This is a genomic window from Tenacibaculum sp. (genome assembly GCF_050290165.1).
In the GTDB taxonomy this organism is placed as follows: Bacteria; Bacteroidota; Bacteroidia; order Flavobacteriales; family Flavobacteriaceae; genus Polaribacter.
In genome coordinates this window covers 114,706-133,362 of sequence record NZ_JBNKHD010000002.1, presented here as the reverse complement: position 1 = coordinate 133,362, position 18,657 = coordinate 114,706, and the positions used below count along the sequence as shown (strand labels likewise).

Sequence of the window (18,657 nt, the reverse complement as noted above, 5' to 3'; positions counted from 1 at the left end):
CTTATCGCATATTTTAACAAAAAAAATATTTTAGAATAAGCATTACTTACAGGAGTCCAATTTTATTTTTTACAATATTCTCTACTATAAGATTTCAATAAGAGATATAATTTTTCTGGGTTAAAAGGTTTACTCATAAAACCATTCATTTTATGGAGTTTTGTTTTCCTTTTTATATCGGTTTGCGCAAATGCTGTAAGTGCTATAATTGGAATATTCGCTTTTTGCTTATCGGGTAAGGCTCTAATAATTTTAGTTGTTTCATACCCGTTAAGTTCTGGCATCTGCAAATCCATTAAAATTAAGTCAAAATCAAAATCTTTATAAATAGCTAATACTTCTTTTCCGTTTTCAGCAATTTTATATTTCACATTCCATTTTAAAAAGAATCGTTTTAAAATAAGCGCATTTAATTTATTGTCTTCTGCAACCAATACATTGATAGTTATAGGTTCATAGTCTGGTTGCAGTTTAATCATTTCTGGTTCAAAAACAGTAAGCCTATTGCTAATTTTATATTCTATAACAAATGAAAAAGTAGATCCTTTTTTTAGTTGACTTTTAACTTTTAAATCGCTTCCTTGCAAATTCAGCAATTTTTTGCTAATAGATAATCCAAGACCAGTACCACCATATTTTACAGATGTTTCAGAATTGGCTTGTATAAAACTTTCAAAAATTGATTCTTGCTCTTTTTTAGATATACCAATACCTGTATCTATTACTTTAAATTTAAGTTTAACTTTATTTTCCTTTATCCCTAAATTTTTAACACTTAAGGTTATACTTCCTTTTTCTGTAAACTTTAAAGAATTACTTAATAAATTCTTTATTATTTGTGTCAACTTTAGTTTGTCTCCAATAACATTATTAGGGATATCATTTTTTTGAATTAATTTAAACTCCAACCCTTTCTCTTCAGATCTTAAAGTAAAATGGGTTTTAATGTTTTCTAAAAAATAATTTAAACTAAAATCGTCCTCGATAATTTTTACTTTTCCAGATTTGATTTTATCAAAATCCAATAAATCATTAATCAATCCTAACAAATGTTCTCCTGAATACTTTAATGCTTTAAGGTTTTCTATCTGTTCCGGCAAATGATCTTCCATCAATAAGATATTTGTTAAACCAGTAACCGCATTTAAAGGTGTTCTTATTTCATGGGACATTGTTGATAAAAATTCATCTTTTGATTTACTCGCTTTTTGTAGTTCAATTTCGGTTACTTTTAAATTAGTTATATCGGTTATGGTTCCTATAAAACCTGATGGCTCTCCTTCTCTGTTGACAATTAGTTTGGATTTCAATTCAAACCACATCAATCCGCCATCTTTTTCATGCTTAAAAATTAATTTTATATGCTTTTTCTTTAAAGAGAACATGTTGTTAATTACCCTCTTTCCTTCAATACCATCCCTTTTAAGAAATTCTTTAAAATTTTTCCCAATAGATTCTTCTATTGGTATTCCTGAATACTCTACCCAAGCATTATTTAAGAATGTAAAGTTCCCTTTTAGATCAGTTTTAAAAATAACACCTGAAACATTATCTACTATATTTTCTAATTGGGTTTTGGTATGGTCTCTTTCAAGGGTTAATTTCTTGTTTGCAGCAAACAGTTCCTTTGAGTTTTGTTCAAGAATGTTCTCAATATGCTTTATATCTTTATCAAAGCTTTTATAAGCATCATTAACCATATTTATAAACTCAAAAAGTCTAGGGTTTTCTAAAAAATCCAGTCCAGCTTTTTTTAGCTGTCTGTTTAATAACCTATGATACTCATTTTTTACCATTCTGAAAGTGTTGTTATTGTCATGGTTTGATTATGAAGTTCACAGGGAGAAAACTCTCCAAATGGAGCTATTTCGCCATATGAATAAAAACCTGTTACACAAGGTTTTTCTCCTAAAACGTCACGTACTACTTCTACTTCCTCTTCAACCAATTGCTTTAATACTAACCTTCTACCAACACAACTTATTAATATTGCTAATTCTGAACTACTCTTAAACTCTTTATTGGCTAATTTTGCTGAATCTTCAGCTCCATTAATTAATCGATCTACATTGGCTTTCATCAAACGAACATAAACTCCTTCAGGAATATTACCTGCAAAGGTTAAACTTTGCGTTTCTTCATCTATAGCCAAAATTGTTCTTACTATGGGATCTGAATTCTCATTTATTCTCATACTTAAAGGAAACAATAACCCCGAGCTTGGTAAATTATCTGCTTGTTCTCCCAAGAAGGATTTATATAGCTTTAAAGCTGGTAAACCATCTAATTCAAAAAGTTGATTTTTAGAAGATTTTGTGACCTTTCTTTCTAAACCAAAACTATCCCAACCACCTTTAGAGCTGAAACCAATTTTTAAACCTTCTCCATAGAACCCTATAGCCACAATGGTCTTGTCTACGATCTTATCATCATTAATCACAAACGTTTTTGTAAATTCTGCTCCATCTGCAGCCAATCCTCCGGTAATACTTATATTTGGTAGTTTCAATTTTAAACCCGAAACTAGATCTGCTCCGTTGACATTTAAACCATCGCTCAAAATAAAAACATGCTTTAAATCCTTACTATAAAGCTTATCAGCCAGTTTTTGACCTGCTTTATAACTGTCTTCCATAGCTTTAATTTTGACAGAATCTTTTTTGTAGGTTGTTTTTTCTAATTGAATTGCTGTAATTGATATAGTGTCATCTTTTACTGTAATATCTGATATTTCTCCAGCAGTAGAGCACCCCATTATACCTGCTTTAGGATAGTTCTTATTTAGAAAGTCTACTACTTCTTTTTTGTTATGGTATTGAGGAGAAACAAAAAGAAGGAAAATATCGACATCTATATTTATTATAGAAAGCATTTCTTTCCAGTTATTCTCTGCTAAGGAAATTTGCTGGATTTTCATAACTAAGTAATTTTTAACAACTTAAATATAATGATATAAACGTATTTTTAACATATTTTACCTAATTATTTTAAAGCTTGAACACCAAAAACATCATAAAGAAATAATTAACTAACTCAAATTGTATCAGAATGCTTGGTTTGTCGATAGAAGGAAATAAGTTCATTAGTTGATATGACTGGAACAAATAGTCAAAACGAACTTCCAACGGATTATTCTCCAGTTATTATAGTATTTAGATAAAGATTTAACTATAGAAAAACAAAGAATAATCTACACGTAACAAATTTTAAAGGCTCTCGTCTTAGAGTAGTTAATAACATTTTATGATGCGCTCAATATCTATTTTATTTTTTACTATTTCGCACTTAATCTCTGTTGCTCAAATTATTGAAAAGGATAATTTAATTATTGTAGAGAAGAATCCTAAAAAAGGTTTTTATAGTGATTATATTCTCTTTATCCCAAAGGAAACTCCTCAAAACAAAGAAATATTTCTTCTTGTAGAACCCAACAACACAGGAAAAACATCTGATAGTATTGAAGTTCATAAAAAACATGCTGTAAGTTTAGCTTCAGTAAGTTCAGTGGGAAACAATATTTCTACAATGTTAAAAATTCCTTTACTTGTTCCCATATTTCCTAGACCTGCATCAAAGGAATTGACCTATACGCATGCTTTAGATAGAGATGTAATGCTAGAAGAAACACCAGAACTAAAACGTTTAGATTTACAGCTATTAGAAATGATAAATGATGCTAAATCTAGACTGAATACTTTAAAAATTACAATCGCCCCTAAGTTTTTTATGAATGGCTTTTCTGCGTCTGCTACATTTACCAATCGATTTTCATTTATACATCCTGATAAAATAAAAGCTCTAGCTATGGGTGGTTTTAATGGGGAGCTTCTGCTGCCTCAAAAAGAAATCAATGAGATAAAATTAGATTACCCAATAGGAATAAATGATTTTACACAATTATTCAATCGAGAATTTGATTTAGAAGTTTATAAAGCCATTCCTCAATTTATTTATATGGGAAAATTAGATGAAAATGATGCAGTGCAATTTGATGATGCGTACAGTAACTCTGAACGACAAATAATCAATGAAAATATAGGAGAACATGTTTATGAAAGGTATCTTGAATGTCAAAGAATCTATCATAAAAATAATATAAGTCCAATATTTAAATCTTATGAAAATATTGGACATTGGACAACATCAGATGTGAATTTTGAAGTTATTAAGTTCTTCTTTAAGCAAATGCAATAGCATATTTTTTGCATCTGATGATGTCCATTATAACATTGATAAACATTAATTAAACCTTTAATTACGCTCTTTTAATACATTTTCTATATCTGTTAAGGTAAAACCTTTGGCTTTTAGTAAAATTAAATAGTGATATAATAAATCGGCTGCTTCGTTTTTAAATAACTCATCATTATTGTCTTTCGCTTCAATAACTACTTCTACAGCCTCCTCTCCTACTTTTTGTGCTACTTTATTAATACCTCTCTTAAAAAGTTTATTCGTATAAGAAGTTTCAACATCATTATCAATTCTATCAGAAATAATGCTTTCTAATGAATACAAAAAACCCTTAGAAGTTTCTTCAGCAAAACAAGATGTAGTTCCTTTATGACAGGTTGGTCCCTCAGGAGTTGCTTTAATCAATAACGTATCGTTATCACAATCTACTTGAATGTCATTTACCCATAAAAAATTTCCAGACTCTTCTCCTTTTGTCCATAACCTATTTTTAGTTCGGCTATAGAAAGTAACCTTACCTTCTTTTTGTGTTTTAGCTAATGCTTCTTCATTCATATAACCTAGCATTAACACCTGTAAAGTAATATTATTTTGAATTACGACTGGAACTAATCCGTTTCCTTTTATAAAATCTATGTTCATCGTATGGAAATATTTTGTGTTTTTAATTCGTTTTTTAGTACAGGTATGGGGATTTCACCAAAGTGAAAAATACTGGCAGCTAATCCTGCACTAGCTTGGGTTTTGGTAAACACTTCAGTAAAGTGTTCTACTTTTCCAGCACCACCAGAAGCAATCACAGGGATATTTACAGCTTTGCTTACTGCGTTGGTTACCTCAATATCAAATCCTTTTTTTGTTCCATCACTATTCATAGAGGTTAATAAAATTTCGCCTGCACCTAACTTTTCAATTTCTGTAGCCCAACTTACCGTTTCGAGTTCAGTTTCAAAAGTTCCTCCTTTTGTAAACACTTTCCATTCTCCATTTACATTTTTAGTATCAATAGCAACTACCACAAATTGACTTCCAAATCGATTTTTTAAATCAGTAATCAATTGCGGATTTTTTACTGCGGAAGAATTGATGCTTACTTTATCTGCACCAGCTTGTATAAGTGCTACTGCATCTTCAACAGTACTAATGCCTCCACCAACTGTAAAAGGAATGTTGATTTCCTTAGCTATTTTTTCTACCAGTATTGCGAATGTTTTTCTGTTTTCTAACGTAGCAGTAATGTCTAAAAACACCAATTCATCTGCTCCTTCTTTTACATACTGTTTGGCTAACTCAACTGGATCTCCTGCATCTTTTATATCTACAAAGTTGACCCCTTTTACCGTTCTTCCATTTTTAATATCTAAACAAGGAATGATTCGCTTTTTTAACATGTCTTTGAACTTATTTAGCTTACAAATTGTTGTAACTCTTTTAAACTGATATTCCCTTCGTAGATAGCTTTGCCTACAATAGTACCTTCGCAGCCTATTTCTTTTAATCGAAGCAAATCACTAGTACTAGAAACGCCTCCACTTGCAATTAAGTTGATCGCAGTTTTACTTAAGATGTCTAAGTATAAATCTACAGAAGCTCCTTGCAACATTCCATCTTTGGCTACGTCAGTGCATATACAGTTTGTTACCGATTTTAACTCGTATTGTTTGATAAAATCTACAACATCTATTTCTGTAGTCTCTAACCAACCGTGAGTAGCTATCTTTCTATCTTTACAATCGGCTCCAAGGATAATTTTATTACGTCCATATAGGGTAATCCACTCCATGAAAATTTCAGGATTCTTAACAGCGATACTTCCTCCTGTTATTTGGTTAGCTCCACTGTCAAAAGCAATACGTGCATCGTCTTTTGATTTTAAACCACCTCCAAAATCGATTTTTAGATTTGTTTTAGTAGCTATTTGTTCTAATACTTTGTGATTTATAATACGATTCGATTTTGCACCATCTAAATCAACTAAATGCAAGTATTGTATTCCATTAGCTTCAAACTCTTTTGCTACTTCTAACGGGTTTTCATTGTATATTTTTTGTGTTGCATAGTCTCCTTTAGTCAACCGAACACATTTTCCTTCTATAATATCTATTGCTGGTATAATTCTCATTTTTTCAATTTTAAATTTACTTATAGCTCTAAGAAGTTTTTTAATAATTGTTCTCCTACATCTGCTGATTTCTCTGGATGAAATTGCATAGCGTAAAAATTATCTTTCTGTATAATAGAACTAAAAGGAACGATATAATTACAAATAGCCAAAGTGTTTTCACAAGGTTCTGCATAATAACCATGAACATAATACACATCACCTTCTAATTTTACATCTTTAAGTATTTCAGAAGATTTTAGTTCTGAAAAGTTATTCCATCCCATGTGTGGTACTTTATCTTTTGGAGGGAATTGCTTCGTTTGTGTATCAAAAATTCCTAAACAGGTAGTGTTTCCTTCTTCAGAAGATGTACACATCAACTGTAAGCCCAAACAAATTCCCAGAACAGGTTGCTTTAAAGAAACTATCAGTTCATCCAATTTTCGCTCTTTCAAATATTCCATAGCAGAACTAGCTTCTCCTACTCCAGGAAATATTACTTTACTAGCTGTCTTAATTTTAGTTGGATTATCAGTAATAATACTTTCATATCCTAAACGATTTACCGCATTTTGTACCGATCGGATATTACCTGCATTGTATTTTATAATGGCTATCATTTTATAAAACTCCTTTTGTTGATGGTAAAATCATCTTATCAGCATCTCTTTTTACCGCTACTTTTATAGCTTTGGCAAAAGCTTTAAATATGGCTTCTATTTTGTGATGTTCGTTTGTTCCTTCTGCTTTGATATTCAAATTACACTTAGCACCATCGGTAAACGATTTAAAAAAGTGAAAAAACATTTCTGTTGGCATTTTTCCTATCATTTCTCTTTTAAATTCAGCCTCCCAAACTAACCAGTTTCTTCCTCCAAAATCAATAGCTACCTGTGCTAAGCAATCATCCATAGGCAAACAAAATCCGTAACGTTCAATACCCAATTTATTACCAAGAGCTTTGTTAAATACTTCTCCTAAAGCAATCGCTGTATCTTCAATGGTATGATGTTCATCTACTTCTAAATCACCTGTTACTTGGATATTCAAATCCATTTGACCATGACGCGCTATTTGATCTAGCATATGATCAAAAAAAGCAATACCAGTATCTATCGTGCTTTTCCCCGTTCCATCTAAATTTAAATCAATTTTAATCTGAGTTTCATTCGTATTTCGTTCAATAGATGCTGAACGTTCTTCTAATTTTAAAAACTCATAAATAGCATTCCAATCATTGCTTTCTAAAGCAATATATTGATCTAATTCTGTTCTTTTTATGGTGATTTCATCAGAGCCTAAATAGGTCTCATCATTGATATAAATAGCTTTGCTTCCTAGATTTTTAGCCAATTCAACATCGGTCAATCGATCTCCAATTACAAAAGAATTTTGTAAATCATATTCGTCAGAAAAATAGTTGGTTAACAAACCTGTATTGGGCTTTCTGGTAGGTTGATTTTCTTTAGCAAAGGTTCTATCAATAATTTCTTCAGTAAATACAATTCCCTCATCCTTAAATGTCTTCATGACAAAATTGTGTACTGGCCAAAAGGTGTTTTCTGGATACACTTCCGTTCCCAGTCCATCTTGATTGGTTACTAAAATCAGTTCAAAATCTAGTTCTTTTGCTATTTTTCCTAAACCTTGAAAAACTTTTGGGTAAAACTCTAATTTTTCAAAAGAATCTACTTGCTCATCTGTAGGCTCTTTGATTAGGGTTCCATCTCTATCTATAAATAATACTTTTTTCATTTTTTTTAATTTTAAAAAGAGCTCTCAACATTGCTCGAAGCAACATCTATAAATTGCAAAGCTCTTAACAACCTTTTATTCTCTATTTCACTACCTATACTAATTCGTAAACAATTGTTTACTAAGTTACTTCTATTTCTTGTGATAATCTTCTGGTTTACAAGTTGATTATACACTTCATTAGCATTTGATACTTCAATCAAAAGAAAGTTTGCTTCAGATGGGTATATTTTTTTTACCAGTTCAATTTCTTGTAACTGTTTTTCCAGTTTCTCTTTTTGATCTATAATAATGTTTTTCTCTATTTCAAACTGTGCTAAATTATCTAGTTTATTAAGTATTGCTCCTTGATTTAAAGTGCTGATATTATAAGGAGGTTTGACCTTATTGTATATATCTATAATCGTTGAATTTGCATAAGCTACTCCAACTCTAACTCCAGCTAAGCCCCAAGCTTTACTAAATGTTTGACTAATGATTAAATTTGGATAATCATTAAGCAATGATATATAAGAATCCTTCGTACTGAAATCAATATAGGCTTCATCAATAATTACAATTCCTTTAAATTCACTAAGAATGTACTGTATAACTTTATCTTCAAAACAGTTACCTGTTGGATTGTTAGGTGAACAAATGAAGATTAACTTTAAGTTTTCATCATCTAAATACGTTTCTAGACTATTTATATCAATCTGAAAGTCTACAGTTAAAGGTAATTCTATTAACGATACATCGTTAATGGCCGCAGAAACACTATACATTCCATATGAAGGAATAAAAGTTAACGCTTTATCTTTTCCTGGCTCACAAAAAATACGAAATGCTAAATCGATAATTTCATCACTTCCGTTTCCTATAAAAATTTGATTTTTATCAACACCCTTAATTTCTGATAATCGCTCTTTAATTTCTATTTGCTGTGGATCTGGATAACGATTTAAAGTCCCATATGGATTTTCGTTTGCATCCAAATACACTTCTGCCTCTCCTTTAAATTCATCCCTAGCAGAAGAATAAGCCTTTAGCTTCTGAATATTAGGACGTATGATTTTGTTTAAATTGAATTCATTCATCGTTAATTATTTTGAGGTTTCCTTAATTAAGATTTCTCACATTCGTTCGAAATGACTCTAAGTTATTTAACTCTTTTAATCTTACTGTAATTGCATTTTTGTGCGCTTGTAAGCCTTCTGCCGCTGCCATTAACTCAATCGATTTGCCTATAGCAGTAATTCCTTCTTTAGTTACTTCTTGAAAAGTGATTTTTTTTACAAAACTGTCTAACGAAACTCCGCTATAGTTTTTTGCATAGCCATTGGTTGGCAAGGTGTGATTGGTACCACTAGCGTAATCACCAGCACTTTCACAGCTGTAGTTCCCTAAGAATACTGAACCTGCATTTACAATTCCTTCGATATATTCAGAAGCTTTCTCAGAAGCAATAATTAAGTGTTCAGGAGCATATTCATTACTAAATTGGATACATTCTTCAGAAGAATTTAAAATAACTGTGAAACTGTTTTCTATAGCCTTTTTAGCCAATTCTTTTCTTGGTAATTCTTCTAATTGCTTGTTGACTTCTGCTGTTACATTTTGAGCAACTTTATCAGAAGTCGTAACTAATATTGCTTGACTATCGGCACCGTGTTCTGCTTGCGATAATAAATCGGCAGCAACAAAGACTGGATTTGATGTTTCATCTGCAATAACCAATACTTCACTAGGACCTGCAGGCATGTCAATAGCTACACCTTGTTGTTGCACTAATTCTTTTGCTTTTGTAACAAATTGATTCCCTGGACCCAAAATTTTATATACATTTGGAATTGTTTCTGTTCCGTATGCCATAGCACCTATTGCCTGAGCTCCACCAGCTTTAAAAATTTGAGTGATTCCTACTAAAGAAGCCGTGTATAAAATAGCAGGATTAATGGCTCCTTCTTTGTTAGGTGGTGTACATAAAATAATCTCTTTGCATCCAGCTATTTTTGCGGGAATCCCTAACATTAAAATAGTTGAAAACAAAGGAGCTGAACCTCCTGGAATATATAAACCAACCTTTTCTATGGCTACATTTTTTCTCCAACAAGTAACCCCATTTGTTGTGGTTATTTTTTTAGGAGTTTCTTTTTGTGAATTGTGAAATGTTTCAATATTACTTTTGGCTAATTGAATGGCTTGTTGTAATTCTTCTGAAACCAATTTTTTAGCTTCTGTTATTTCTTCTTCTGTAACTTTAAAAGAGTTTAAAGAAACATTCTCTAATAACTGAGTATATTTTGTTAATGCTTTGTCCTTGTTGTTTTTTACATCGTTTAAGATGGTTTGTACGGTTTCTTTCAAACTAGTTTCATTAATAACAGCTCTTTTGCACAAAGAACTCCAAGTTTGTATTGATGGATTATTTATAATTTTCATCTGTTTATTTTTATTGTTTTTAACTGTCATGCCTTGACTGTATTCTACTTAGGTACGAGAAATTAACTCCTTGGCTATCGCCCTGCGATTAAACAACCATTTTTTCTATAGGACACACCAAAATACCTTCTGCTCCATTATTTTTTAACTCATCTATGATTTCCCAAAACTCATTTTTATTCAATACAGAGTGTACCGAACTCCAACCTTCTTGAGCTAATGGTAATACAGTAGGACTACGCATTCCTGGTAAAATATTAATGATTTTTTCCAGTTTTTCATTCGGAGCATTTAACAATACATATCTTGACTGTCTTCCTTTTAAAACAGATTGAATTCTGAATTGTAACTTGTCTAGAATTTCTTGTTGTTTATATTCAATTTCAGGAGAAACTGCCAATACTGCTTCCGAAGTCAATAGAACTTCTACTTCTTTTAAATTATTTTTGAAGAGTGTTGAGCCACTTGAAACAATATCACAAATCCCATCTGCTAGTCCAATATTTGGAGCTATTTCAACAGATCCATTAATAATGTGCAATTGTGCTTGAATATTATTTTTATCTAGAAAGCTTTGAACTGTGTTAGGATAAGACGTTGCAATTTTTTTATTCTGAAAATAACTAATTCCGTTATAGGTTTCTCCTTTTGGAACAGCTAAAGAAACTTTGCATTTTGAAAACCCTAGTTTTTCTATAAATTGAATTTCATTACCTTTTTCAATCAATAAATTTTCTCCAATGATGGCAATATCTACAACACCATCTTTTAAATATTGAGGGATATCTCCATTTCTTAAGTAAAACACCTCTAGAGGGAAATTACTAGCTGATGCTTTTAGTTGATCTTTTCCATTGTCGATAGAAATACCACAATCTTTTAGTATTTGTAAGGAATCTTGATTAAGTCTTCCTGATTTTTGTATGGCTATTTTTAATTTACTCATGTTGTTTTTTTTTGAATGGGTTTGAGTAAATCGTTTCGAGAAGATAGTTCCTGGCGCCTTAGGAAATAAAAAAACCGTTTGATTTACTCAAACGGGTTTAAAATATATCTTGAATTTATTCAATACATTTTCAGCTCGCTTGAGTGCAAGTATGAAAATGATGATGATGTAATTGAATAAAATTCATGTCTTTTGTTTTGTTGTTACAAAGATTGGTTATTTATTTTTAATTATGCAAACTTTTTTTGTAAAAAAACAAAAACTACCCTTTTGGGTAGTTTTTAATGTATATATTCTTAAAATTCTATCTGAAATCTATTTTACGCATACGTAAACTTTCAGGTGTTACTTCTAAATACTCATCAGCTCTGATATACTCCATACACTCTTCTAAAGAAAAATCGATTTTTGGAGCAATTTTAACACTATCATCATTACCTGAAGAACGTACGTTAGTTAACTTCTTTCCTTTGATTAAGTTTACAGCCATATCATCAGCTTTTGCATTTTCACCAACAACCTGACCTTTGTAAATCTCTTGGTTAGGATCGATAAAGAAACGTCCTCTATCTTGTAGACGGTCAATAGCATAAGCAGTAGCTTTTCCTGTTTCAGAAGAAACAATAGCTCCTTTTAATTCTTCAGCAAACTCACCTTTATATGGACCATATTCGCTAAATCTGTGGTTAATGATTGCTTGACCAGCTGTAGCTGTTAATATTTTATTACGTAAACCAATTAATCCTCTAGATGGAATTGTAAATTCTAAGTGTTGTAAGTCACCTTTTGGCTCCATTACTAATAAGTCTCCTTTTCTTAAAGAAACTAAGTTAATAGCTTTTGAAGCTACATCTTCAGGAACATCAATAGATAATGTTTCGTATGGTTCACATTTAACTCCGTCAATATCTTTTAAAATTACTTGTGGACGACCAACTTGTAATTCATAACCTTCACGACGCATTGTTTCAATTAAAACTGATAAGTGTAATACTCCGCGTCCAAAAACGTTGAATTTATCTTCGGTATCAGTTTCATCAACACGTAACGCTAAGTTTTTCTCCATCTCTTTAAACAAACGATCACGCAAGTGACGAGAAGTCACATACTTACCTTCTTTTCCAAAGAATGGAGAGTTGTTAATGGTAAATAACATACTCATTGTAGGTTGATCTACCTCAATTCTTGGTAATGCTTCTGGATTGTCTAAATCGGCAATAGTATCACCAATTTCAAAATCGTCAAGACCAGTTACAGCACAAATATCACCACTACGTACTTTTTCAGCTTCAGCCTTACCCATACCTTCAAATACGTGTAATTCTTTAATACGTACTTTTTGAGTAGTTCCATCTGCCTTACAAAGCATGTAATCTTTATTTTTCTCTAAATCTCCACGATATACACGTCCAATCGCAATTCTTCCTTTAAAAGAAGAATAATCTAACGAAGTGATTTGCATTTGAGGTGATCCTTCACGATATGGAGCTTCTGGAATTGTTTCAATTACAGCATCTAATAAATCGATGATGTCTTCTTTTGGCTCTTGCCAATCAGTACTCATCCATCCATTTTTAGCTGAACCATAAATAGTAGTAAAGTCTAATTGCTCTTCAGTAGCTTCTAAAGCAAACATTAAATCGAATACTTTTTCGTGTACTAAATCTGGAGTACAGTTCTCTTTATCAACCTTGTTTACTACTACGATAGGAGTTAACCCTAACTCAATAGCTTTTCCTAGTACAAAACGTGTTTGTGGCATTGGTCCTTCAAAAGCATCAACCAATAATAAAACCCCATCTGCCATTTTTAATACACGTTCTACTTCTCCACCAAAGTCGGCGTGACCAGGAGTATCAATTACATTGATTTTTACATCTTTGTAATTTACCGATACGTTTTTTGAAAGAATTGTAATTCCTCTTTCACGTTCTAAGTCGTTGTTATCTAGCAATAAATCTGTACGTTCTTTACGCTCGTCTAAAATTTTAGCTTGATCTATAATTTTATCAACCAAGGTTGTCTTCCCGTGGTCAACGTGTGCTATAATAGCAATGTTTCTTATTGATTGCATTCGTGCTTATTTTGAAGCTGCAAAAGTAGTGTTTTATTGCTTACGAATTACAAATTTTCAATTTCGTTTTTTGAATTCGTGTTTAAAAGGGTAATTTATTGATGTTAAGAATTATATTACTCTTGTTTATTAGTATCTAACTCTTCATCATCAGCTTTGAAAGCACTAGGTAAAATATCTGGAATTAATTTGATAAGTAAAGGCAAAAGTAAAGCTCCTCCAGGTAACATAAATATTGTAAAAGCAGGTATTGCTTTACAAATATCAAGCGTCTGTTCTTTTACTTTTGCCTTTTCTTCGTCAGATAAACTTGTAGTCAATGATTTTTTTATCAAGAAAACTAATTCTTTACTTTCTTGAAGTTCTTTGGCTAATCTTTTTTTGTTTTTTTGAATAGCTTCTTTTATTTCATCGACTGTAGTACTCATTAAAGTTTGCGACGTGTTCTTTCTGTTTTTAATAAATTTAATTCTCTAGAAGTTTGACCTGCTACTGAAGTGTTTTCTTCTGCTCTACGAATTAAATAAGGCATCACATCACGTACAGGACCAAAAGGCACATATTTAGCCACATTATATCCTTCTTTGGCTAAGTTAAAGCTAATATGATCACTCATACCGTATAACTGTCCAAACCACATACGCTTGTCATCTGCTGCTATATTATGTTCTTTAGCCAAGTCCATTAATAAGTATGAACTTTCTTCGTTGTGAGTTCCTGCAAAAATCGCCATGTTTTTATGATCCATCATATAACGAACAGCTTCGTTATAATTATCATCCGTAGCTTGTTTATCTACACAAATTGGAGATTCATACCCTTTTTCATTGGCTCTTTCTCTTTCTTTTTCCATATACGCACCACGAACCACTTTCATTCCTATATGATATCCTTTTTGATGTGCTTTTTGGTGTAAGTTTCGTAGGTATTCCATACGATCGTGTCGATACATTTGCAAAGTATTGAAAACGATGGCTTTTTCTTTGTTGTAAGTTTCCATCAATTCTTCAATTAAATCATCTGCTGCATCTTGCATCCAACTTTCTTCTGCATCTATTAGTAAAGGTACATCTTTCGCTACAGCAGCTTTACATACCGTATGAAAACGTTCTACCACTCTATTCCACTCTACTTGTTCTTCAGAAGTTAATTCTTTTCCTTCAGTTAATTTTTGATATAAGGCAAAACGACCAAACCCAGTAGGTTTAAAAACAGCATAAGGTATTGCTGCTTTTTCTTCAGCAAAATCAATCGTTTTTAAGGTCATTTTTAAAGCATCATCAAACTGAGCTTCATCTTCTTTTCCTTCTACAGAATAATCTAAAATGCTATGAACGTTCCCTTTTTCATACATCTTTTCGATGTTAGGTAAACAATCATCTTCCGTAACTCCTCCACAAAAATGGTCGAAAACCGTTGAGCGGATTAAACCTTCAACTGGTAAATGAGCTTTCAGCGCAAAGTTAGTTACCGCAGTACCAATACGTACCATTGGCTGGCTTTGAATCATTTTAAATAAAAAATAGGCACGTTCTAACTCTGAATCGGATTTTAATTTGAAAGCAGTTTCGGTGTTGTCAAAAAGTCTCATTATCGAGGTAATATTAATATCTTATTTATTGACAAATATAAATGAGTAGAGTGATATATTTTAATTTTTTCTATTTAATTTCGCCTTATATTTTTTGTTTACAATGACTACAATTAACGCAGCAACATATCCAATTCATTTTGATGAAAAAGCTTATAAAGAGTTAACTTCTTTAGTTTCTGAAAAAAAATATTCATCAGTATTTATTTTAGTTGATGATAATACTTTAGAACACTGTTACCCTCGATTTATGCAATTATTTGCTACAGATAAACCTATTGAGGTGATTCAAATTGAAGCTGGTGAAATTCATAAGAACATTGAAACTTGTATGGGGGTTTGGAATGTAATGACTGAATTAGGAGCTGATAGAAAAAGCTTGTTAATTACCTTAGGTGGTGGAGTTATTACTGATTTAGGTGGCTTTGTTGCCTCAACTTTTAAAAGAGGAATTGATTTTATAAATATTCCTACCACGCTATTAAGTATGGTTGATGCTTCTGTTGGAGGAAAAACAGGCGTTGATTTAGGAGTATTAAAAAACCAAATAGGAGTTTTTGCAAATCCTGAGATGATTATTATTGATTCTGAATACTTACATACAGTTTCTGCTCGTGAAATTCGTTCAGGTACCGCTGAAATTATTAAGTATGGAATGACACACGACATTCGACTTTTCAATGAAATTAAAGACAATGATCAGGTAAATATTGTAGATTTAATTCACCGTTCAATTGAAATAAAAAATAAAGTTGTTTTAGAAGACCCTAAAGAACAAGGTGTAAGAAAGGTATTGAATTGGGGGCATACTATTGGACATGGTGTGGAATCGTATTTTTTAGAAAACCCTGAAAAAGAAGCTATAACTCATGGAGAGGCTATTGCTATAGGAATGGTATGTGAAGCCTATTTATCATCTGAAATTTTAGATTTTCCGAAGGAGAAAGTATCAGAAATAAAAGAAGCAATTATTAATATTTATGGTAAAGTAACCATAACAGAAGATGATGTACAACCTATTATAGCGTTAATGAAGCATGATAAAAAGAATGTAGGTGGAGAAATTAATTTTGTTCTTCTAAATGATTATGAAGACTTCAAAATTAATTGCAAAGCTTCTGAAGATTTAATTCAAGAAAGCTTGGCTTTTTATAATTCTTAAAAAGCCTTTACATAACAGCTTTTGTAAATTTCTTCATATACGGGTAAAATATTCTCTAATGAGAAAGATTTGATGTGTTCTTTTGCATTTTCTTTGAACTGATTCAAAATAGCATCATCCTTTAAGATAGTAATAGCATTATTAGCCATATCATCAATATCACCTAATTCACTTAAAAAACCTGTAACTCCTTGTATATTTACTTCAGGTAATCCTCCTGTATTTGTAGAAATAACTGGAGTGCTTGCTGCCATGGCTTCAAGTGCAGCTAATCCGAAACTTTCTGTTTCAGAAGGCAATATAAAAACATCAGTATAACACAAAATTTTGGCTACCTCAGTACTATTTCCCATAAATAATACTTTGTCTTCTATTTGTAATTCTTTTGCTAAAATCTCCGCTTTTAAACGCTCTGGTCCATCACCTACCATTAACAATTTAGAAGGTATTTCCTTTTGAACTTTATTAAATATTTTGATAACGTCATTGGTACGTTTTACTGGGCGAAAATTACTGATATGCGTTAAAATTCGCTCGTAAGGTTGTGCCAGTGCAATACGTTTACATTCAGTTTGTGAAGCTTTATCGTACTTTTTTCCGTCAATAAAATTATAGACTACTTTTATATCTTTCTCAATATTGAATAAACGAAGCGTGTCTTTTTTTAAACTATTAGAAACCGCAGTAACTTCATCTGATTTATTGATACTAAATTCTACAGCAGTTTTATAGGTTGGATGGCTTCCTACTAATGTAATATCTGTACCATGCAATGTTGTTACTACTTTTATATTGATTCCCTTATCTTCCAGCATTTTTTTTGCCATATAAGCAGCATAAGCATGTGGAATAGCATAATGAACATGCAATACTTCAAGCTCATACTTTTCTACTACCTCTACCATTTTACTTGACAAAGCTAATTCATATGGCTGGTATTGAAATAAGGGATATTCTTCTAAAACAACTTCATGAAAATGTAATCTGTGAGAGAAAAAGTCTAATCGAACAGGTTGATTGTAAGTTATAAAGTGTACTTCATGGCCTTTATCAGCAAGTGCCATTCCTAGTTCAGTTGCTACAACTCCACTTCCACCAAAGGTTGGATAACATACAATTCCTATTCTCATATTTATCGTTTAATAATTTTTACTATAGTTACTGACGTAAATTTAAGATATTACTTACGTTTTTTTGTGAATAAAAACATAAAAAAATCCCGCTATTAAGCGGGATTGTATTTATTCTGAGAAAATTAATAGTCTCCTAAAGTTTCAGGGTTTTGAGCTAATGCAGCCTCTAACTGTTCATCGTTAGGCGCTTTACCATGCCATGCATGTGTATGCATCATGTAATCTACTCCATTCCCCATTTCTGTATGTAATAATACACAAACTGGTTTTCCTTTTCCTGTACGAGATTTAGCGTCTGCCATTCCGTTTAAAATAGCTTCAACATTATTACCTTCTTTAATTTCTAATACATCCCAACCAAAAGCTTCAAATTTTGCTTTTAAGCTTCCCATAGGTAAAACTTCGTCAGTAGAACCATCAATTTGTTTTTCGTTTAAATCTACCGTAGAAATTAAGTTGTCAACTTTTTTAGCAGCAGCATACATTGCTGCTTCCCAAACTTGACCTTCTTGTAACTCACCATCTCCATGTAATGAATATACAATTTTATCATCTCCGTTTAATTTTTTAGCTTCAGCTGCTCCAATAGCAACACTCATCCCCTGACCTAGCGATCCAGAAGCAATACGTATACCTGGTAAATGCTCATGAGTTGTTGGATGACCTTGTAAACGAGAATCTAACTTTCTAAAAGTTGCCAACTCAGCTACAGGGAAAAATCCACTATGTGCTAATACACTGTAATATACTGGTGAAATATGTCCGTTTGATAAGAAAAATAAATCTTCATTTTTACCATTCATGGTAAATTCAGTAGAATAGTCCATTATTTCTTGATACAGACATGTAAAGAATTCAGCACATCCTAAAGATCCTCCTGGGTGTCCTGAATTTACTGCATGTACCATGCGAACGATATCTCTACGAACTTGTTGTGTAAATTCTTGTAATTGTTGTGTTGTTGGCATTATTGTTTTTGTTTTATGCCCACAAATGTAATTGATTATAAAAAAATGAGCAATTACTTTTTACTTAAAAAAGAAAAAGGGTTCGTAGTAAGTTAAGTTTTCTTTTTCGTGAATTTCCCCTTCTTAAATGAATAGTCCCTGAACCCTTTTAATTATGTGGTTCAAAGAACAGATATCTTTATTTCACGAGCAAATAGTTATAGTCTGTTTTTATAAAAAGCATGATATAAAAAATACTAAGACGCTTAATTACAATACTCTGTAAAAACACTAGATATTCCTAAATTAATCTTTTAATCCTAGTTTTAA

The 18,657-nt window shown here is 31.7% G+C and carries 17 protein-coding genes; 2 read left to right on the top strand and 15 right to left on the bottom strand.

Annotated features, from left to right (window positions below; genetic code table 11):
• Window positions 1-62: 62 nt before the first annotated feature.
• Both ACQY6M_RS02550 and ACQY6M_RS02545 read right to left on the bottom strand, forming a co-directional pair.
• Window positions 63-1,796, bottom strand: a complete 1,734-nt coding sequence (locus ACQY6M_RS02550; RefSeq protein WP_428740246.1) for an ATP-binding protein — start codon at window positions 1,794-1,796, stop codon at window positions 63-65.
• Window positions 1,790-2,917: an FIST signal transduction protein gene (locus ACQY6M_RS02545; RefSeq protein ID WP_428740245.1), complete on the bottom strand. Its 1,128-nt coding sequence runs from the start codon at window positions 2,915-2,917 to the stop codon at window positions 1,790-1,792. Before ACQY6M_RS02545 ends, ACQY6M_RS02550 begins: the two co-directional genes overlap by 7 nt.
• A gap of 326 nt (window positions 2,918-3,243) precedes the next feature.
• Here ACQY6M_RS02545 and ACQY6M_RS02540 point away from each other — a divergent pair, with 326 nt between their 5' ends.
• Complete coding sequence (locus ACQY6M_RS02540; protein ID WP_428740244.1) at window positions 3,244-4,194, top strand: hypothetical protein; 951 nt, start codon at window positions 3,244-3,246, stop codon at window positions 4,192-4,194.
• A 57-nt stretch (window positions 4,195-4,251) separates the two neighbouring features.
• On the opposite strand, the gene hisIE is transcribed toward ACQY6M_RS02540, so the two are convergent.
• The 11 genes from hisIE to ACQY6M_RS02485 all read right to left on the bottom strand — a co-directional run bounded on the left by hisIE (window position 4,252) and on the right by ACQY6M_RS02485 (window position 15,085).
• On the bottom strand, window positions 4,252-4,836 hold the full coding sequence (hisIE, locus tag ACQY6M_RS02535; RefSeq protein ID WP_428740243.1) for a bifunctional phosphoribosyl-AMP cyclohydrolase/phosphoribosyl-ATP diphosphatase HisIE: 585 nt from the start codon (window positions 4,834-4,836) through the stop codon (window positions 4,252-4,254).
• Window positions 4,833-5,585: an imidazole glycerol phosphate synthase subunit HisF gene (gene hisF / locus ACQY6M_RS02530; RefSeq protein WP_428740242.1), complete on the bottom strand. Its 753-nt coding sequence runs from the start codon at window positions 5,583-5,585 to the stop codon at window positions 4,833-4,835. The genes hisIE and hisF overlap by 4 nt, the downstream gene beginning before the upstream one ends.
• Window positions 5,586-5,599: 14 nt before the next feature.
• On the bottom strand, window positions 5,600-6,316 hold the full coding sequence (gene hisA, locus ACQY6M_RS02525; protein WP_428740241.1) for a 1-(5-phosphoribosyl)-5-[(5-phosphoribosylamino)methylideneamino]imidazole-4-carboxamide isomerase: 717 nt from the start codon (window positions 6,314-6,316) through the stop codon (window positions 5,600-5,602).
• Between the two features lie 20 nt (window positions 6,317-6,336).
• Window positions 6,337-6,918 (bottom strand): imidazole glycerol phosphate synthase subunit HisH, encoded by a 582-nt coding sequence (hisH, locus tag ACQY6M_RS02520; RefSeq protein WP_428740240.1) that lies wholly within the window; start codon window positions 6,916-6,918, stop codon window positions 6,337-6,339.
• A 1-nt stretch (window position 6,919) separates the two neighbouring features.
• Window positions 6,920-8,053 (bottom strand): bifunctional histidinol-phosphatase/imidazoleglycerol-phosphate dehydratase HisB, encoded by a 1,134-nt coding sequence (gene hisB, locus ACQY6M_RS02515; RefSeq protein ID WP_428740239.1) that lies wholly within the window; start codon window positions 8,051-8,053, stop codon window positions 6,920-6,922.
• Window positions 8,054-8,064: 11 nt separating this feature from the next.
• Window positions 8,065-9,129 carry a histidinol-phosphate transaminase gene (hisC, locus tag ACQY6M_RS02510; RefSeq protein ID WP_428740238.1) on the bottom strand — a complete coding sequence of 355 codons (1,065 nt, stop codon included), beginning with the start codon at window positions 9,127-9,129 and terminating at the stop codon, window positions 8,065-8,067.
• A 22-nt stretch (window positions 9,130-9,151) separates the two neighbouring features.
• Window positions 9,152-10,474 (bottom strand): histidinol dehydrogenase, encoded by a 1,323-nt coding sequence (hisD, locus tag ACQY6M_RS02505; protein ID WP_428740237.1) that lies wholly within the window; start codon window positions 10,472-10,474, stop codon window positions 9,152-9,154.
• A gap of 88 nt (window positions 10,475-10,562) precedes the next feature.
• Complete coding sequence (hisG, locus tag ACQY6M_RS02500; RefSeq protein WP_428740236.1) at window positions 10,563-11,420, bottom strand: ATP phosphoribosyltransferase; 858 nt, start codon at window positions 11,418-11,420, stop codon at window positions 10,563-10,565.
• A gap of 304 nt (window positions 11,421-11,724) precedes the next feature.
• Window positions 11,725-13,494, bottom strand: a complete 1,770-nt coding sequence (gene typA / locus ACQY6M_RS02495) for a translational GTPase TypA (RefSeq protein ID WP_428740235.1) — start codon at window positions 13,492-13,494, stop codon at window positions 11,725-11,727.
• 116 nt (window positions 13,495-13,610) lie between these two features.
• A complete protein-coding gene (locus ACQY6M_RS02490) occupies window positions 13,611-13,922 on the bottom strand; it encodes an LETM1 domain-containing protein (protein ID WP_428740234.1) in 312 nt (103 codons plus the stop codon).
• Window positions 13,922-15,085, bottom strand: coding sequence for a proline dehydrogenase family protein (locus tag ACQY6M_RS02485; RefSeq protein ID WP_428740233.1), 1,164 nt, complete (start codon window positions 15,083-15,085; stop codon window positions 13,922-13,924). Before ACQY6M_RS02485 ends, ACQY6M_RS02490 begins: the two co-directional genes overlap by 1 nt.
• Before the next feature lie 103 nt (window positions 15,086-15,188).
• Between ACQY6M_RS02485 and aroB the strand changes: the two genes are divergently transcribed.
• Window positions 15,189-16,247, top strand: coding sequence for a 3-dehydroquinate synthase (gene aroB / locus ACQY6M_RS02480; RefSeq protein ID WP_428740232.1), 1,059 nt, complete (start codon window positions 15,189-15,191; stop codon window positions 16,245-16,247).
• Here the strand turns inward: aroB and bshA are convergent.
• Both bshA and ACQY6M_RS02470 read right to left on the bottom strand, forming a co-directional pair.
• The gene (gene bshA / locus ACQY6M_RS02475; RefSeq protein ID WP_428740231.1) at window positions 16,244-17,377 is read right to left on the bottom strand and encodes an N-acetyl-alpha-D-glucosaminyl L-malate synthase BshA; all 1,134 of its coding nucleotides are present in this window, start codon (window positions 17,375-17,377) and stop codon (window positions 16,244-16,246) included. The genes aroB and bshA overlap by 4 nt on opposite strands.
• A 125-nt stretch (window positions 17,378-17,502) precedes the next feature.
• Complete coding sequence (locus ACQY6M_RS02470; protein ID WP_428740230.1) at window positions 17,503-18,348, bottom strand: transketolase; 846 nt, start codon at window positions 18,346-18,348, stop codon at window positions 17,503-17,505.
• Window positions 18,349-18,657: the final 309 nt, after the last annotated feature.

Bases quoted from the DNA above. Each gene is read 5' to 3' on its own strand.
- ACQY6M_RS02550 (WP_428740246.1), bottom strand. From the start codon at position 1,796: ATGGTAAAAAATGAGTATCATAGGTTATTAAACAGACAGCTAAAAAAA.
- ACQY6M_RS02545 (WP_428740245.1), bottom strand. From the start codon at position 2,917: ATGAAAATCCAGCAAATTTCCTTAGCAGAGAATAACTGGAAAGAAATG.
- ACQY6M_RS02540 (WP_428740244.1), top strand. From the start codon at position 3,244: ATGATGCGCTCAATATCTATTTTATTTTTTACTATTTCGCACTTAATC.
- hisIE (WP_428740243.1), bottom strand. From the start codon at position 4,836: ATGAACATAGATTTTATAAAAGGAAACGGATTAGTTCCAGTCGTAATT.
- hisF (WP_428740242.1), bottom strand. From the start codon at position 5,585: ATGTTAAAAAAGCGAATCATTCCTTGTTTAGATATTAAAAATGGAAGA.
- hisA (WP_428740241.1), bottom strand. From the start codon at position 6,316: ATGAGAATTATACCAGCAATAGATATTATAGAAGGAAAATGTGTTCGG.
- hisH (WP_428740240.1), bottom strand. From the start codon at position 6,918: ATGATAGCCATTATAAAATACAATGCAGGTAATATCCGATCGGTACAA.
- hisB (WP_428740239.1), bottom strand. From the start codon at position 8,053: ATGAAAAAAGTATTATTTATAGATAGAGATGGAACCCTAATCAAAGAG.
- hisC (WP_428740238.1), bottom strand. From the start codon at position 9,129: ATGAATGAATTCAATTTAAACAAAATCATACGTCCTAATATTCAGAAG.
- hisD (WP_428740237.1), bottom strand. From the start codon at position 10,474: ATGAAAATTATAAATAATCCATCAATACAAACTTGGAGTTCTTTGTGC.
- hisG (WP_428740236.1), bottom strand. From the start codon at position 11,420: ATGAGTAAATTAAAAATAGCCATACAAAAATCAGGAAGACTTAATCAA.
- typA (WP_428740235.1), bottom strand. From the start codon at position 13,494: ATGCAATCAATAAGAAACATTGCTATTATAGCACACGTTGACCACGGG.
- ACQY6M_RS02490 (WP_428740234.1), bottom strand. From the start codon at position 13,922: ATGAGTACTACAGTCGATGAAATAAAAGAAGCTATTCAAAAAAACAAA.
- ACQY6M_RS02485 (WP_428740233.1), bottom strand. From the start codon at position 15,085: ATGAGACTTTTTGACAACACCGAAACTGCTTTCAAATTAAAATCCGAT.
- aroB (WP_428740232.1), top strand. From the start codon at position 15,189: ATGACTACAATTAACGCAGCAACATATCCAATTCATTTTGATGAAAAA.
- bshA (WP_428740231.1), bottom strand. From the start codon at position 17,377: ATGAGAATAGGAATTGTATGTTATCCAACCTTTGGTGGAAGTGGAGTT.
- ACQY6M_RS02470 (WP_428740230.1), bottom strand. From the start codon at position 18,348: ATGCCAACAACACAACAATTACAAGAATTTACACAACAAGTTCGTAGA.